Origin of the sequence: Limnohabitans sp., from assembly GCF_040401135.1 — a bacterium.
Taxonomy (GTDB): domain Bacteria; phylum Pseudomonadota; class Gammaproteobacteria; order Burkholderiales; family Burkholderiaceae_C; genus Limnohabitans.
This window is the reverse complement of record NZ_JBBAOV010000016.1, coordinates 32,085-47,860: the sequence shown is the minus strand read 5'-3', so window position 1 is coordinate 47,860 and position 15,776 is coordinate 32,085. Positions and strand designations below refer to the sequence as shown.

Sequence of the window (15,776 nt, the reverse complement as noted above, 5' to 3'; positions counted from 1 at the left end):
AATTGGCTAGACAACATCAAATGGGACGACAAGGGGCTAGTGCCCGTGATCGCCCAAGAAAAAGACAGCGGCGACGTGCTGATGTTTGCGTGGATGAACCGCGAAGCGCTGCAAAAAACGGCTGAACTCAAGCGTGCGGTGTATTTCAGCCGCTCACGCAACAAGCTGTGGTTCAAGGGCGAGGAGTCGGGCCATGTGCAAACGGTGCATGACATTCGTATCGACTGCGACAACGACGTGGTGTTGCTCAAGGTGACGCAAGAAGGGCACGAGCCCGGCATTGCCTGCCATACTGGCCGCCATAGCTGCTTTTACCAGCGCCTTGAAGGTGAAGCGTGGCACGCTTGCGAGCCAGTGCTGAAAGACCCCGAAACCATTTACAAGTAAGCCCATGAGCGCACTCAACTCCTCCGACACGCTGGCCCGTTTGGCGGCCATTATCGAAACCCGCAAAGTGGCTAACGGCGGCGACCCCGAAAGCAGCTACGTGGCCCGTTTGCTGCACAAAGGCCCAGACGCCTTTTTGAAGAAAATAGGCGAAGAAGCCACGGAAACCGTCATGGCTGCGAAAGACGTGGATCATGGCGGTGATCCTTCTAAGCTGGTGTATGAAGTGGCTGACCTGTGGTTTCACAGCATGATTGCCTTGGCGCATTACGGCCTGAAGCCGTCTGACGTGGTGGATGAGCTAGCTCGCCGTGAAGGCCTGAGCGGCTTAGAAGAAAAAGCCTTACGAAAAGCGCAAGACCGAGAAGCAGCAGGAGAGTGAGAACAGCATGACAGACGACAACTGCATTTTTTGCAAAATCATCGCGGGCAAAATTCCGTCGAGCAAGGTGTATGAGGACGATGAAATTTTTGCGTTTCACGACATCAACCCTTGGGCCCCTGTGCACTTTTTGATCATCCCCAAGCAGCACATTCTGTCGGTGGCGCACGCCACGGCCGAACACGAGGGCTTGCTGGGCCGCATGATGTTGTTGGCGCCCAAACTTGCGTTGCAAGAGGGTGCAAGACCTTACCCCGAAGGGGGGTTTCGCATCGTGACCAACACAGGCGCTGAGGGCGGGCAAGAAGTTCACCACATGCACTGGCATGTCATGGGTGGTCCGCGCCCATGGCTGCGCGGCTGATTAGAATTCAAGCAATTACTTAGGAGTTACTCATGGGTTCGTTTTCAATTTGGCATTGGTTGATCGTGTTGGTCATCGTCATCATGGTGTTCGGAACTAAGAAGTTGCGCAACCTTGGCGGCGATTTGGGTGGCGCGGTCAAAGGCTTCAAAGACGGCATGAAAGACGGTGGCACACCCGCCGAAGACAACTCAGATAAGCCTGCTGCTCCTGCCGCTGCTGTGACAGCTGACAAAAACACCATTGACGTTGAAGTCAAAAACAAATCTTAATTGCTGATGATCGCCTGCTTTGTTTGATCTTGATTTTTCCAAAATTGCGTTAGTCAGTGCGGTGGCGCTGGTCGTCATCGGGCCAGAAAAGCTGCCCGGCGTGGCTCGCACCCTTGGCACGATGCTTGGCAAAGCCAAGCGTTATGTGTCGGATGTCAAAGCCGAGGTCAATCGCACGATGGAGCTCGATGAGCTCAAGAAGATGAAAGAGACGATGGAGTCTGCCGCCCGCGATGTGGAGCAATCGGTGCACACGGCCAGCGCAGACTTTGAGAAAGACTGGGCCGAAACCACGGCGGGTTTGTCGTCTGATCCTTACGTGCCGCTGGCCCCGCCGCCACCCTCGTATGAAAATCCAGGCAAAAAATGGCGTCTCAAGCGCGGCTCAACGCCCCATTGGTACAAAGCTCGTCAAGGTGTGCGCACCAAGGCGCAATCTGGCGCCGCCCGTGTGGCGCGTTTCCGCCCTGTGAAGCGTTCTGATCATGTCTGACACTACCCCTAAAGACGAATTGGCCGGCACCGAGCAGCCCTTTGTGCAGCACTTGATCGAGCTGCGCGATCGCATGGTCAAAGCCACGATTGCGGTGATGGTGGCTTGCGCTGCGTTGGCCATCTATCCCGGTCCTGCGGAGTTGTACGACTTGCTGGCGGCCCCCTTAGTGGCACAGCTTCCAGCAGGCGCTACGTTGATTGCCACGTCGGTGATTTCACCATTCTTAGTGCCTCTCAAGATCATGCTGATGACCGCATTCTTGCTGGCGCTGCCCTTGGTGTTGTACCAAGCTTGGGCTTTCATTGCGCCTGGCTTGTATACACACGAAAAGAAGTTGGTCATACCCCTGGTGGTGTCCAGCACCTTGCTGTTTTTGGTGGGGGTATCGTTTTGTTACTTCTTTGTGTTTGGCCAAGTATTCAAATTTATCCAGAGTTTTGCGCCTAAAAGTATCACGGCTGCGCCAGATATCGAAGCGTATCTGAGCTTTGTCATCAGCATGTTCATCGCCTTCGGCTTGGCGTTTGAAGTGCCGATTGTGGTGATTGTGTTGGCCCGCATGAATATCGTGACCATCGAGAAGCTTAAAGAGTTTCGCTCCTACTTTATCGTGCTCGCCTTCATCATCGCGGCCATCGTGACGCCGCCCGACGTGGTGTCGCAGCTGGCGCTGGCTATTCCCATGTGTATCTTGTATGAAGTAGGCATTTGGGCGGCGCAGCTGTTTCTTAAACACACGCAAGCGCCGGACGCTGAATAAGCGCAACGCAAACACACCATGAAACGTCAATGGTTGTTGTTCTCCCAAGTGGTCACCGTGCTGGTGGCTATTTGGTTTGTGGTGGCCACCTTAAAGCCTGAGTGGCTCAGTCAGCGCACATCCAGCATCGGTGGCGTAACTCTGGTCGAAGCCGCTCCTAACCCTGTGGGCATGCCCATGCCTGGGAGTTTTAGCTCCGCCGCCAAGGTGGCGTCACCTGCCGTGGTCAGCATTGCCACCACGCAAGCCAACGCACCTGCACACCCCTTTCAAAACGACCCATGGTTTCGTTTTTTTTACGGCGATCGTGAGGACGAAGGGCCGCAGCAAGGCTTGGGCAGTGGCGTGATCGTTAGCCCCGAGGGCTACATCCTTACCAACAACCATGTGATTGAAGGTGCGAAAGAAATTGTGGTCACGCTCAGCGATAGTCGCCGCGTTGTGGCGCAAGTCATTGGTGCTGACCCCGATACCGATCTTGCCATTTTGCGCATCAAGCTAGAGCGTTTGCCTGTCATCACTTTGGGCAATTCAGATACTGCCCAAGTGGGCGACCGCGTGCTGGCCATTGGCAACCCATTTGGCGTGGGTCAAACCGTGACCAGTGGCATCGTGTCTGCTTTGGGCCGCAACCAGTTGGGCATCAACACCTTTGAGAATTTCATCCAAACCGATGCGGCGATCAACCCCGGCAACTCTGGTGGTGCTTTGGTGGATGTGAATGGCCACCTCATTGGCATCAATACTGCCATCTATTCACGCTCGGGCGGCAACATGGGCATTGGCTTTGCCATTCCCGTGTCGACCGCACGCCAGGTGCTGGAAGGTATCGTGCGCGACGGCCAAGTGGTGCGAGGCTGGGTGGGCATCGAGCCGATGGAGCTCACGCCTGAGCTGGCCGAGACATTTGGGTTGCCAAAACAGTCTGAAGGCGTCATCGTGACTGGCGTCTTGCAAAACGGACCTGCGGCCAACGCTGGCTTGCGGCCCGGTGACCTGCTGCTGAAAGTGTCTGGACAGCCTGTGAAAAATGTGGGCGAGTTGCTGACCCAAATTGCGTCGCTCACGCCTGGTAAGAGTGCCAAATTGGAAGTGGTGCGCCGCAACCAAAACCTCACCATGGATGTAACGCCATCCCAACGGCCTAAGCCTAAGTTGCAAAAGTGAGGGTGCAAAGATGAGCCACAACGTCACACGCCTAGCCTTGTTGCAAGCTTGCAATGATTTGTTGCAGCCCGCCCGCTTCAAAGACTACGGGCCCAATGGCTTGCAAGTTGAAGGCACAGACACCATTGGCCACATGGTGTCTGGCGTGACCGCCAGCCGTGCTTTGATAGAAGCGGCGATTGAAGCCAAAGCCGATGCCATCTTTGTACACCACGGTTTGTTTTGGCGTGGCCAAGACGGCACGGTCACGGGTTGGATGAAGCAGCGACTGCAGTTGCTGCTGGCACACAACATCAATGTGTTGGCCTACCACTTGCCTTTGGACGCGCACCCCGAGGTGGGCAACAACGCGCAGCTGGGCCAGCGTTTGGGCTTGCAAGTGCAGGGCGTGTTTGGTGAGCAAAATTTAGGCTTGTGGGGCATGCGTGCCGATGGGCAAGCATTTAAAAATGCACAGGCTTTGGCAGATGTGGTGTCTATAGTTTTGCAGCGCGAGCCTGTGGTGGTGCAAACGCCGGCTCGTGAAATTCGCCAAGTGGCATGGTGCACCGGCGGTGCACAAAGTTATTTCGAAGCGGCCATTGCTGCGGGTGTTGATGCGTTCATTACCGGCGAAATTTCAGAGCCGCAAGTGCACTTGGCTCGCGAAACAGGCGTGGCGTTTTTGGCCTGCGGTCATCACGCGACCGAGCGCTATGGCGCGCCCGCTGCTGCGGCGCATGTGGCAGCGCAACTGGGCATCACGCATCAGTTCATCGAGATTGATAACCCCGCATGATGGGGCAAGCGCATGGCTGAACACTTCAAGCCCATCGCCATCACGCTGGGCGATGCTGCGGGCATTGGTCCAGAAATTATTGTCAAAGCCTTCCGCGATTCGCCCGAGCAGCTGCAAGGCTGTGTCGTGGTGGGGGACTTGGCGGTCATGCAGCGCGCGGCATTGCTTGTGGCCCAGTGTGAATACCACGCACCTCAAATGCAGATGCAACTCGTGCGCGATGCGCGGGAAGCTGAGCTGGTCAAAGCACCATTCACCATTCCCGTATTGCAAGTCACGCAACCCTTGACAGTCGATCAACTGCCTGCATGGGGCCAGATCAGCGCCACTGCGGGCAAGCTAGCGGCTGACTGCGTGGTGTGGGCAGCCCATGCTGCTTTGCGAGGCGAAGTGTCAGCCGTGGTGACTGCACCCTTGCACAAAGAATCCTTGTTTGCAGCGGGAGTGCCTTTTCCTGGGCACACTGAAATGCTGCAAGCCTGTGCGGCAGCTCATGCGGGCGTGGCGGTCGACGACATGCCGGTGCGCATGATGTTGGTCAGCCCAGAGCTCAAAACTGTGTTGGTCAGCATTCATGTGTCTTTGCGCAAAGCCATCGAGGCGGTGACGGCGCACAATATTTTGCAAACCCTGCGCATCACCCATGCGGCTGAGTTGGCGGCTATGGGCCGTGCGCCTCACATGGCGGTGGCGGGTCTCAATCCGCATGCGGGCGAGGGCGGTTTGATGGGCCGCGAAGAGCTAGACATCATCATTCCCGCGTTGCAGCAAGCCCGCGAGGAAGGCATGCAGGTCAGCGGGCCTTTTGCCCCAGACACCGTGTTCATGCGCGCCCGAGCTAAGCATGGCCAAGCAGGTGAGTTTGATGTGGTGATTGCGATGTACCACGATCAAGGGCTGATACCTATGAAGTACCTTGGCGTAGAGCAGGGCGTCAATGTGACGCTGGGCCTGCCCCTGGTGCGCACCAGCCCCGACCATGGCACTGCCTTTGATGTGGCAGGCACGGCAAAGGCTGATGCGTCTAGCTTGCTAGCGGCAGTGGTCATGGCGCGGGCCATGCGCCATACGCACTTGACCTGACAAAAGTAGCTTACTTTTTCAGGCTGTCGCGGATATCGCGCAACAACAACACTTCTTCTTTGGGTGCTGGAGCCTCGGGTGCTTCATTGCCCTTGAGTTTGTTGATCTGTTTGATCATCAAGAAAATGATGAAAGCCAAAATTACAAAGTTCACGGCTACGGTGATGAAGTTGCCGTAGGCAAACACCGGCACGCCCGCTTTTTTCATGGCGTCCAACGTCATGGCCATATCGGCGGGGGCGTGGCCTAGAACGATGAAGAAGTTAGAAAAGTCTAGATGGCCGATAAAAGCCGCCACGATGGGCATGATCAGGTCGTTCACGGCGGAATCGACGATTTTTCCAAAAGCTGCGCCAATGATGACGCCAACCGCTAAATCCATGACATTGCCACGCATTGCAAACGCTTTGAATTCCTTCAACATTTCAAGTTCCTTGTGTATCTAAAAAGTACTCTAATTATTGCCGCCTTAACAAGGGCTTACAAAGGGTAGAAGGTCGATTAATTCTGGGGACTTGGCGGTCAGCTACAATGGGTAGTTAGCCAAACTAGTAATGATTGTTTGAGGAATTTCATGAGTGACACCCCAGTAGACACCAGTAAACGCACGTGGCTGATCGCCTCGTCATGCGCAGGTGCAGTCGGCGGCTTGGCAGTAGCTGTGCCTTTTGTTAGTACTTTTCAGCCCTCCGAGCGAGCCAAGGCCGCCGGTGCTGCTGTTGAGGTAGATATCTCGGCGCTGAAACCAGGCGAGAAGTTGACGGTTGAGTGGCGCGGCAAGCCCGTTTGGATCGTCAAGCGCACGCCTGAACAGCTTGAGTCTTTGAATTTGACAGAGACGCAGTTGGCTGACCCCAAGTCAGAACGCAAGCCTGACGAATTCACTCCCGCCTATGCTCGAAACCAAGCACGCTCAATCAAGCCTGAGGTGTTTGTGGCTGTAGGCATTTGTACCCACTTGGGCTGCTCACCTTCGGATAAGTTCCAGACGGGTGCACAACCCTCGTTACCAGACGATTGGCACGGTGGCTTTTTGTGCCCATGCCACGGTTCTACATTTGATGTGGCTGGTCGCGTGTTTAAAAACAAGCCGGCTCCAGACAATCTCGAAGTCCCGCCCCACATGTACCTCTCCGACACAAAGTTGTTGATCGGTGAAGACAAGAAAGCCTGATAGGACACACCATGGCTGAATTTAAAGAAATTTCCCCGAACGCCAGCGCTGGCGAAAAATTGTTGAACTGGGTAGACAACCGCTTCCCTGCTTCAAAACTGTACAAAGAGCACCTCTCTGAGTACTACGCACCCAAGAACTTCAACTTCTTCTACTTCTTTGGCGCTTTGTCATTGTTGGTGTTGGTCATTCAAATCGTGACGGGCATTTTCTTGGTTATGCATTACAAACCTGATGCTGCCTTGGCGTTTGCTTCTGTCGAATACATCATGCGTGATGTGCCATGGGGTTGGTTGATTCGCTACATGCACTCCACCGGCGCTTCAGCGTTTTTTGTGGTGGTTTACCTCCACATGTACCGTGGTTTGATTTACGGCTCGTACCGAAAGCCGCGTGAGTTGGTGTGGGTGTTTGGTTGCGCCATCTTCTTGTGCTTGATGGCAGAAGCCTTTATGGGCTATTTGCTGCCTTGGGGTCAGATGTCCTATTGGGGCGCTCAAGTGATTGTCAACTTGTTTGCGGCTGTGCCTTTCGTGGGCCCTGATTTGGCTTTGCTCATTCGTGGTGACTATGTGGTGGGTGACGCCACCTTGAACCGCTTTTTTAGCTTTCACGTGATTGCTGTGCCACTCGTCCTTTTGGGCTTGGTGGTCGCGCACATCATTGCCTTGCACGAAGTGGGTTCCAACAACCCTGACGGCGTGGAAATCAAAGGCCCGAACGCACCCAAAGATGCCAATGGTCATCCTTTGGACGGGATTCCTTTCCACCCCTACTACACCGTGCACGACATCTTGGGTGTGAGCGGATTTTTGTTGGTGTTCAGCGCCATCATCTTCTTTGCGCCAGAGTTCGGTGGCTACTTCCTCGAATACAACAACTTCATCCCTGCGGACCCACTAAAGACGCCGTTGCACATTGCACCTGTTTGGTACTTCACGCCTTTTTACTCGATGCTCAGGGCCGTCACGCCTGAAATGATTTACGTCTTGATTGCGTGTGTTCTGGCCGGCGCTTACTTTGGCGCGGTGCGAACCCAATTGCCTAAGATGATCAAAGCCGGTGTGGTTGGCGCGGCAGTGCTCGTGTCGTTGAGCATGCTCACCATCGATGCCAAATTCTGGGGTGTGTTGGTCATGGGCGGTGCTGTGATCATCTTGTTCTTCTTGCCATGGTTGGACAACTGCGCGGTCAAGTCTATCCGCTACCGTCCTGATTGGCACGTTTACATGTACGGCGTGTTTGTTGTGAACTTCATTGTGTTGGCTTATTTGGGTGTCCAGCCACCGTCGGCCATTGGCGAGCGCGTGTCACAAGTGGGTACTTTGTTTTACTTTGGTTTCTTCTTATTGATGCCCATTTGGAGTGCTATGGGACAAACCAAGCCAGTGCCTGATCGCATCACTTTTACGCCTCACTGAGATTCGCGGAGAACATAACTATGAAAAAAATTATTCTCAGTTTGGCTTTGGCCCTCGGTGTTGCCTCAGGTGTGCAAGCTGCCGGCGACGGCATTGCCTGGGACAAAGCGCCCAACAAAACCAACGATCTGGCAGCCTTGCAAAACGGCGCCAAGATTTTTGTCAACCACTGCCTAAATTGTCACTCTGCGGCTTTCATGCGTTACAACCGTTTGCAAGACATTGGTTTGACTGAGCAGCAGATCAAAGATAACTTGTTGTTCACAACTGAAAAAGTTGGCGACACCATGAAGTCCAACATTGACCCGAAACAGGCCAAAGAATGGTTTGGTGCAACGCCGCCTGACTTGACTTTGATCGCTCGTTCTCGCGCTGGACATAACGGGACAGGTGCAGACTATCTCTACACCTACATGCGTACGTTTTATCCTGACGAAACCAAAGCAACAGGTTGGAACAACCTGGCATTTCCTAATGTGGGCATGCCTCACGTGTTGTGGGAGTTGCAAGGTGAGCGTCGCCCTATGTTTGACTCGCGCGAAGAGCATGGTCATCAAGTTGATGTATTCAAAGGCTGGGAACAAATCAAGCCTGGCAAAATGACCTCCTTGCAATACGACCAAACTATTGGTGACCTCGTTGGCTACCTGCAGTGGATGGCTGAACCCGGACAAAACACCCGCGTGCGCATAGGTGTGTGGGTGATGTTGTTCTTGGTTGGTTTTATGCTCATTGCATGGCGCTTGAATACGGCTTATTGGAAAGACATCAAGTAATCTGCAGTAATTCGGCAACAGGTCTTGTGCCTGTTGTCACCTCACGGAGTGACAGGCTAGCCTGCCACTCTTTTTGATTTTTAGGAGCCGCCCATCATGATGGTGCTTTATTCGGGAACTACGTGTCCCTACTCACATCGTTGCCGTTTTGTCTTGTTTGAAAAAGGCATGGACTTTGAAATTCGCGATGTTGATCTTTACAACAAGCCTGAAGACATCAATGTGATGAACCCCTACGGTCAAGTGCCTATTTTGGTTGAGCGCGATTTGATCTTGTATGAGTCAAACATCATCAACGAATACATTGATGAGCGTTTTCCGCATCCACAGTTGATGCCCGGAGATCCTGTTGAGCGTGCTCGTGTTCGTTTGTTCTTGTTGAACTTCGAAAAAGAGTTGTTTACACACGTGACCACCTTAGAGTCACGCGCAGCCAAAGCAAACGACAAAACCCTTGAGAAATCTCGCGCTCACATCCGTGACCGTTTGACACAATTAGCCCCCGTGTTCTTGAAAAATAAGTTCATGTTGGGTGACAACTTTTCCATGCTCGATGTGGCCATTGCACCGCTCTTGTGGCGCTTGGATCACTACGACATTGACTTATCTAAAAATGCTGCACCTTTGCTGAAATATGCTGAGCGTATCTTTTCGCGCCCTGCCTACATTGAGGCATTGACGCCATCAGAAAAGGTCATGCGCAAGTAATTTGTATGCTGAACTCGCCTGACGCATCCTCAACTCGCCCTTATCTGTTGCGTGCCATGCACGAGTGGTGCACAGATAGCGGCTTCACACCCTATGCGGCCATCTTCGTTGATGAGACCGTTCAAGTGCCTATGGAGTATGTGAAGAACGGTGAGATTGTGTTGAATCTGGGCTACGACGCCACTTCAGGTATGACACTTGGCAATGAGTTTATTGAGTTCAAAGCCCGCTTCGGGGGTGTGCCGCGTGAAATCATCATCCCGATCAACCGAGTGATGGCGATTTATGCGCGAGAAAATGGACAAGGTATGTCTTTTCCAATGAGTGCTGCTTCAGATGCGGTGGCTGTGCCTAAAAAAGCTTCGACTAATCGTCCTGCACTGAGTGCTGTAGCAACACCAATCGCAAAAGATGGTTCAGATGATGAGCCGCCTACACCCACTCTGCCGAGTGGCCGTCCGGCACTCAAGCGCGTGAAATAGTGCGTAAAAGTTAGGTTAGAATTTCGCCTGCGCCGCTTTAGCTCAGTTGGTAGAGCACCCGCCTTGTAAGCGGTAGGTCGTCAGTTCGATTCCGACAAGCGGCACCAAAATTAAAACCCGTTATGCCTTTGGCGTAACGGGTTTTTCTCATTCATTTGGGCGATTTCACTTTCAGACGAATCGTGTTGACATCCCATCCTTTGGTGCGTAAGTGGGCGCACAACGCTGGCAGGATTTGGCGCAATTTGGCGGCCACAGCGCTGTTGGGGACCAGCAGACACCAATCATCACCCTCCACATTACCCGATTGAATGAGTGGACGCAGTGACATGGGCAACAAAGGTGCGATGGCTTTGAGCCGGTTTTGTGAATCACGCGCAATGGATGAAAGGTGAGCCAAAGATGGCGCTGAATTGACTACTTGCTCTAAAGTTTGAGACTTGCCACGGCTAAAAACCTTGGCTTTCGGCGGTGTGCTGTATCCCAGCTCGCGATAAGCTGCAAGTGTGTCTGGATGAGGCTTGGAAGGTGTGGCCATCTGGCAATTATGGGGCGGCAGACGGTTAAAATCCGAAGCTTCTATCAAGCCTTTTAAAAAGGATTTTGCGACTCTTGTTTTTAACTAAAAATAAGACCCCCGCAGTGCTCGCATGGCTCTATCTTTCCTGACTCAAATTTTCGGTAGCCGCAATGAGCGCCTACTGAATCAATACCGCAAAACTGTTGCGCAAATCAACGCATTGGAGCCTTCGTTGGAGAAGCTCAGCGATGAGGCCTTGCGTGGCAAAACAGACGAATTTAAATTACGTGCTACCCAAGGCGAAACTTTAGAGGCTTTGCTCCCCGAGGCCTATGCCGTGGTTCGCGAGGCGTCTAAGCGCGTGATGAAAATGCGTCACTTTGATGTGCAGTTATTGGGTGGCATTTCTTTGCACCATGGAAAAATTTCAGAAATGGGTACCGGTGAAGGTAAGACCCTCACAGCAACACTGCCGGTGTACCTCAATGCCCTCACTGGTCAAGGCGTGCATGTGGTCACCGTGAACGACTACTTGGCCAGCCGTGATGCGCAGTGGATGTCCCGTCTCTACAACTGGTTGGGTTTGTCTGTAGGTATCAATTTGCCACAGATGCCACGTGAAGAAAAGCAAGCGGCTTATCGCGCTGACATCACCTACGGTACCAACAACGAATACGGCTTTGACTACTTGCGAGACAACATGGTCTATGAAGTAGCTGACCGAGTGCAACGCAAACTCAACTTCGCCATCGTGGATGAGGTGGACTCTATCTTGATCGATGAGGCTCGGACGCCCTTGATCATCAGTGGACAAGCTGAAGACCACACTGAGTTGTATGTAGCCATCAACCGCATCGTGCCTGCGCTGACGCGTCAAGTGGGCGAAGAAGACATACGCACGGGCGAGGGCATCATCACACCGGGTGACTTCACGGTGGACGAAAAATCTCACCAAGTTTTCATGACCGAACAAGGTCACGAAAACGCAGAGCGCATCTTGAGCGCTAATGGTTTGTTGGCCGAAGGTGCGTCGCTTTACGATCCTGCCAACATCAGCTTGGTGCACCATCTTTATGCAGCTTTGCGTGCCAACCACCTCTACCACCGCGACCAACACTACGTGGTACAAAATGGTGAAATCACGATCGTGGACGAATTCACTGGCCGCTTGATGTCAGGTCGCCGTTGGAGCGATGGTCTGCACCAAGCGGTGGAAGCCAAAGAGGGTGTTCAGATTCAAGCCGAGAACCAAACCCTCGCGTCCATCACGTTCCAAAACTATTTCCGCCTGTACAGCAAACTCGGCGGTATGACCGGCACTGCCGACACAGAAGCCTACGAGTTTCAAGAAATTTACGGTTTAGAAACCGTGGTCATTCCACCTAACCGTATCAGCAAGCGAGATGATCAGTTAGACCGCGTTTACAAAACCACCGCTGAAAAATACGTGGCGGCAATTGAGGATATTCGAGAGTGTCACGAGCGCGGGCAGCCTGTGTTGGTGGGCACCACATCAATTGAGAACTCTGAGCTGATAGCAGAGATGTTGGAAAAGGCCAAGTTGCCTCACCAAGTGCTCAACGCCAAGCAACACGCTAGCGAAGCCACCATCATTGCGCAAGCTGGCCGCGCCACGATGATCACGATCGCCACCAACATGGCCGGTCGCGGGACTGACATTGTTTTAGGCGGCAACGTAGAAAAAGCCATTGCTGAAGTGGAAGCCAACGAGTCGTTGGATGCAACCACAAAGCAAAAACAAATCGATGCCTTGAGAGTGCGATGGACCAAAGACCACGAGTATGTAAAGTCTTTGGGGGGCTTGCGCATCATCGCCACTGAGCGTCATGAGTCACGCCGCATTGACAACCAGTTACGTGGCCGTTCAGGCCGTCAAGGCGATCTGGGATCTTCACGCTTTTACCTGAGCCTGGATGACTCGTTGATGCGCATCTTTGCAGGTGAGCGCGTCAAGTCCATCATGGACCGCTTGAAGATGCCAGAAGGTGAAGCCATTGAAGCAGGCATCGTCACACGAAGCATTGAAAGCGCCCAACGAAAAGTTGAGGCGCGTAACTTTGACGTTCGCAAGCAACTGTTGGAATACGACGATGTGTCGAATGACCAGCGCCGTGTGATCTATCAGCAGCGCAACGACATCTTGGACGCCACTGATTTAACCGCGCAAATCGCTAATTTGCGAGAAGGCAGCTTTACAGATTTGGTGCGTCAATACGTGCCAGAAGAATCAGTGGAAGAGCAGTGGGACATTGCAGGCTTAGAGCGTTCTTTGATGCAAGAGTGGCTGATTGAATTGCCTTTGCAGGCAACGGTGCAGGAAGCCACAGCCATCACCGATGAGGAAATTTTGGAACACGTGGTGGCGGCTGCCCATGCGGCATTTCAAGAGAAATTAGACCGCGTGGGCATCGAGCAATTCACCCCCTTTATGCGCGTGGTGTTGTTGCAAAACATCGACAGCCATTGGCGTGAGCATTTGGCAGCTTTAGACTATTTGCGTCAAGGCATCCATTTGCGCGGCTACGCGCAAAAGCAGCCTAAGCAAGAGTACAAGCGCGAGGCGTTTGAGTTGTTTGGCCAGTTGCTCGACTTGGTGAAGAACGAAGTCACGCGGGTGTTGATGACTGTGAAGATTGAATCCACCGAGCAAATCTCTCAAGCTGCATCTGAATTGGAAGACCGCGCAGAAAACTTGCTTAACGTGACTTACACAGCGCCTGACGGTTCAGGTCAAGCGGTGACCACGACAGACGAAGCTACTGTTGTTGCTCAAATGCCAGCTGTGGGTCGCAACGAACCTTGCCCTTGCGGCAGCGGAAAAAAATTCAAGTTCTGTCACGGAAAGTTGGCTTAAATTTATGGCTGTCCATCTGAATCCTCCAAGTCCTGCAGATTTGCATGCCATTGCAGGTGTGCGCATTGGCGTGACCCAAGCAGGCATTCGTAAATCAGGCCGCAAAGATTTGACCGTTGTCTTGATTGACGAGGGTGCATCGGTCGGCGGCGTTTTTACTCAAAATAGGTTTTGTGCAGCCCCCGTGCAGGTTTGCCGAGAACATTTGGATGCTGGTCAAGGTATTCGTGCGATGGTGGTCAACACGGGCAACGCCAATGCGGGTACTGGCGAAGAAGGTCTGAAGCGTGCGCATGAAACCTGCAAGGCTTTGGCTGAAGTCTTGCGCATTTCGCCCAATCAAGTGTTGCCGTTTTCCACCGGCGTCATCATGGAGCAATTGCCACACGACCGCATCATCGCGGGCATGCCAGCAGCCATTGCCGCTGCAGGCAATACGGGCAGTGCCCAGCAATGGGCGGATGCTGCTGAAGGCATCATGACCACAGACACTGTGCCAAAAGCAGCCAGCACACAAGTGCAAATTGGCAACGCCGCGGTGAGCGTGACAGGTATCAGCAAAGGCGCAGGCATGATTCGCCCCAACATGGCCACGATGTTGGGCTATGTGGCCACCGACGCATGTGTTGCACCTGCCTTGATGAAGGCGCTGTCTTTGGCATTGGCCGAAGGCTCGTTCAACCGCGTCACGGTGGATGGTGACACCTCGACCAATGACTCCTTCGTAGTCATTGCCACCAACAAAGCGCAACACGCGCCCATCACCAGTTTGCAAAGTGCAGAAGGTCAAGCCTTGCTGCAAGCCATGCTGCAAGTGGCACGCCAATTGGCGCAAGCCATCGTTCGCGATGGTGAAGGTGCTACCAAGTTCATCACTATCCAAGTAGAAGGCGGCAAGACCAGTGCTGAATGCCGCCTAGTGGCCTACGCCATTGCACATTCGCCCTTAGTAAAAACAGCCTTCTTCGCCAGTGACCCTAACTTGGGCCGCATCTTGGCCGCTGTGGGTTATGCGGGCATTGCTGACCTAGACCAAACAGGCATTGATTTGTATTTGGACGATGTGCATGTGGCCATTCAAGGTGGCCGTCACCCAGCGTACCGCGAAGAAGACGGACAGCGTGTCATGAAGCAATCAGAAATCACCGTGCGCGTGGTCTTGGGCCGTGGCACGGCCAGCGACACTGTTTGGACCTGCGACCTGAGCCACGATTACGTCAGTATCAACGCCGATTACCGTAGCTAATGACAGAAGAGCTTCACCCTCTAGAACGCTTGGTGCAACGCGCCGAGGCTTTGATGGCTCGCATTGAACAGGCGCTGCCGCAACCCATGACAGAGCCCGATTGGTTAGCCAGCGTGGCCTTTCGCTACCGCAAGCGGAGTAGCGGTCGCGGTGGCTTAGAGCCCGTGCGACATGTGGCTCCGCTGGGACTGGCTGATTTGAAAGAGATTGACGGTCAGAAAGAAAAAATCCGGCGCAACACTGAGCAGTTTGTCAAAGGCTTGCCCGCCAACAACGTGCTGCTGACGGGTGCGCGTGGCACGGGCAAATCGTCCCTCATTAAAGCGTGTTTGAACGAGTACGGCCCGCAAGGCTTGCGTTTGATCGAAGTCGACAAAGACGACCTGACAGACTTGCCCGACATCATTGATTTGGTATTCGATCGCCCCGAAAAATTCATGATCTTTTGTGATGACTTGAGCTTTGAAGATGGCGAGCCGGGTTACAAAGCGCTCAAGTCCATCTTGGATGGCTCTATTGCTGCAGCTACACCCAACGTGTTGATTTACGCCACCAGTAACCGACGTCATTTGTTGCCCGAGTACATGAAAGAAAACCTCACCTACACGCACACTGATGACGGCGAAGTGCATCCGGGTGAAGTCGTTGAAGAGAAAATCTCCTTGTCCGAACGCTTTGGTTTGTGGGTGAGCTTTTACCCCTTTAGCCAAGATGAGTACCTGACTATTGCCGCGCAGTGGCTCTCGTCGTTTGGCTTCAAGCCCGCCGAGATTGAGGCTGCCAGGCCCGAAGCTTTGATATGGGCTCTCGAGCGTGCCTCGCGCAGTGGTCGTGTGGCGTATCAATTTGCACGCGACTACGCTGGCAAACACGCGTCCTGAACCC

19 protein-coding genes and 1 tRNA gene are annotated in these 15,776 nt (G+C 53.4%); 18 read left to right on the top strand and 2 right to left on the bottom strand.

The annotated features are described in order from the left end of the window. From hisI to pdxA, 9 genes are all read left to right on the top strand, one after another. Positions 1-387: phosphoribosyl-AMP cyclohydrolase (gene hisI / locus ABWP81_RS06355; protein WP_353140368.1), on the top strand; the 387-nt coding region annotated here is incomplete at its 5' end. 4 nt (positions 388-391) lie between these two features. Next, positions 392-769, top strand: a complete 378-nt coding sequence (locus tag ABWP81_RS06350) for a phosphoribosyl-ATP diphosphatase (RefSeq protein WP_353132608.1) — start codon at positions 392-394, stop codon at positions 767-769. Positions 770-776: 7 nt separating this feature from the next. Further along, complete coding sequence (locus tag ABWP81_RS06345; protein ID WP_353140366.1) at positions 777-1,133, top strand: histidine triad nucleotide-binding protein; 357 nt, start codon at positions 777-779, stop codon at positions 1,131-1,133. A 32-nt stretch (positions 1,134-1,165) separates the two neighbouring features. After that, positions 1,166-1,405, top strand: a complete 240-nt coding sequence (gene tatA / locus ABWP81_RS06340; RefSeq protein ID WP_353140364.1) for a Sec-independent protein translocase subunit TatA — start codon at positions 1,166-1,168, stop codon at positions 1,403-1,405. 19 nt (positions 1,406-1,424) lie between these two features. Further along, positions 1,425-1,898 carry a Sec-independent protein translocase protein TatB gene (gene tatB, locus ABWP81_RS06335; RefSeq protein WP_353132598.1) on the top strand — a complete coding sequence of 158 codons (474 nt, stop codon included), beginning with the start codon at positions 1,425-1,427 and terminating at the stop codon, positions 1,896-1,898. Further along, positions 1,891-2,661, top strand: coding sequence for a twin-arginine translocase subunit TatC (gene tatC, locus ABWP81_RS06330; RefSeq protein WP_353132595.1), 771 nt, complete (start codon positions 1,891-1,893; stop codon positions 2,659-2,661). Before tatB ends, tatC begins: the two co-directional genes overlap by 8 nt. Positions 2,662-2,679: 18 nt before the next feature. Then, positions 2,680-3,828, top strand: coding sequence for a S1C family serine protease (locus ABWP81_RS06325; protein WP_353140362.1), 1,149 nt, complete (start codon positions 2,680-2,682; stop codon positions 3,826-3,828). Between the two features lie 10 nt (positions 3,829-3,838). Then, positions 3,839-4,606, top strand: a complete 768-nt coding sequence (locus ABWP81_RS06320; RefSeq protein ID WP_353140360.1) for a Nif3-like dinuclear metal center hexameric protein — start codon at positions 3,839-3,841, stop codon at positions 4,604-4,606. A gap of 12 nt (positions 4,607-4,618) precedes the next feature. Continuing rightward, a complete protein-coding gene (pdxA, locus tag ABWP81_RS06315; RefSeq protein WP_353140358.1) occupies positions 4,619-5,689 on the top strand; it encodes a 4-hydroxythreonine-4-phosphate dehydrogenase PdxA in 1,071 nt (356 codons plus the stop codon). A gap of 10 nt (positions 5,690-5,699) precedes the next feature. On the opposite strand, the gene mscL is transcribed toward pdxA, so the two are convergent. Continuing rightward, a complete protein-coding gene (gene mscL / locus ABWP81_RS06310; protein ID WP_353132583.1) occupies positions 5,700-6,113 on the bottom strand; it encodes a large conductance mechanosensitive channel protein MscL in 414 nt (137 codons plus the stop codon). A gap of 150 nt (positions 6,114-6,263) precedes the next feature. On the opposite strand from mscL, the gene petA reads away from it, so the two are divergent. The 6 genes from petA to ABWP81_RS06280 all read left to right on the top strand — a co-directional run bounded on the left by petA (position 6,264) and on the right by ABWP81_RS06280 (position 10,357). Continuing rightward, the gene (gene petA / locus ABWP81_RS06305; protein ID WP_353132580.1) at positions 6,264-6,863 is read left to right on the top strand and encodes a ubiquinol-cytochrome c reductase iron-sulfur subunit; all 600 of its coding nucleotides are present in this window, start codon (positions 6,264-6,266) and stop codon (positions 6,861-6,863) included. Positions 6,864-6,874: 11 nt separating this feature from the next. Next, a complete protein-coding gene (locus ABWP81_RS06300; RefSeq protein ID WP_353140356.1) occupies positions 6,875-8,284 on the top strand; it encodes a cytochrome b in 1,410 nt (469 codons plus the stop codon). Positions 8,285-8,304: 20 nt separating this feature from the next. Beyond that, the gene (locus ABWP81_RS06295; protein WP_353140354.1) at positions 8,305-9,060 is read left to right on the top strand and encodes a cytochrome c1; all 756 of its coding nucleotides are present in this window, start codon (positions 8,305-8,307) and stop codon (positions 9,058-9,060) included. 96 nt (positions 9,061-9,156) lie between these two features. Next, positions 9,157-9,768, top strand: coding sequence for a glutathione S-transferase N-terminal domain-containing protein (locus ABWP81_RS06290; protein WP_353140352.1), 612 nt, complete (start codon positions 9,157-9,159; stop codon positions 9,766-9,768). Positions 9,769-9,773: 5 nt separating this feature from the next. After that, positions 9,774-10,250: a ClpXP protease specificity-enhancing factor gene (locus ABWP81_RS06285; RefSeq protein ID WP_353132568.1), complete on the top strand. Its 477-nt coding sequence runs from the start codon at positions 9,774-9,776 to the stop codon at positions 10,248-10,250. 31 nt (positions 10,251-10,281) lie between these two features. Then, positions 10,282-10,357: transfer RNA gene (locus tag ABWP81_RS06280), tRNA-Thr, on the top strand. 44 nt (positions 10,358-10,401) lie between these two features. On the opposite strand, the gene ABWP81_RS06275 is transcribed toward ABWP81_RS06280, so the two are convergent. After that, a complete protein-coding gene (locus ABWP81_RS06275; protein WP_502905516.1) occupies positions 10,402-10,737 on the bottom strand; it encodes a hypothetical protein in 336 nt (111 codons plus the stop codon). Between the two features lie 163 nt (positions 10,738-10,900). Between ABWP81_RS06275 and secA the strand changes: the two genes are divergently transcribed. Genes secA through ABWP81_RS06260 form a run of 3 tightly spaced genes read left to right on the top strand, consistent with a single transcriptional unit; the run spans position 10,901 to position 15,772 of the window. Further along, the gene (secA, locus tag ABWP81_RS06270; protein ID WP_353140350.1) at positions 10,901-13,645 is read left to right on the top strand and encodes a preprotein translocase subunit SecA; all 2,745 of its coding nucleotides are present in this window, start codon (positions 10,901-10,903) and stop codon (positions 13,643-13,645) included. Positions 13,646-13,649: 4 nt separating this feature from the next. After that, entirely contained in the window at positions 13,650-14,891 is a 1,242-nt protein-coding gene (gene argJ / locus ABWP81_RS06265; protein ID WP_353140348.1) for a bifunctional glutamate N-acetyltransferase/amino-acid acetyltransferase ArgJ, read from the top strand. Further along, the gene (locus ABWP81_RS06260) at positions 14,891-15,772 is read left to right on the top strand and encodes an ATP-binding protein (RefSeq protein WP_353140346.1); all 882 of its coding nucleotides are present in this window, start codon (positions 14,891-14,893) and stop codon (positions 15,770-15,772) included. The genes argJ and ABWP81_RS06260 overlap by 1 nt, the downstream gene beginning before the upstream one ends. Positions 15,773-15,776: the final 4 nt, after the last annotated feature.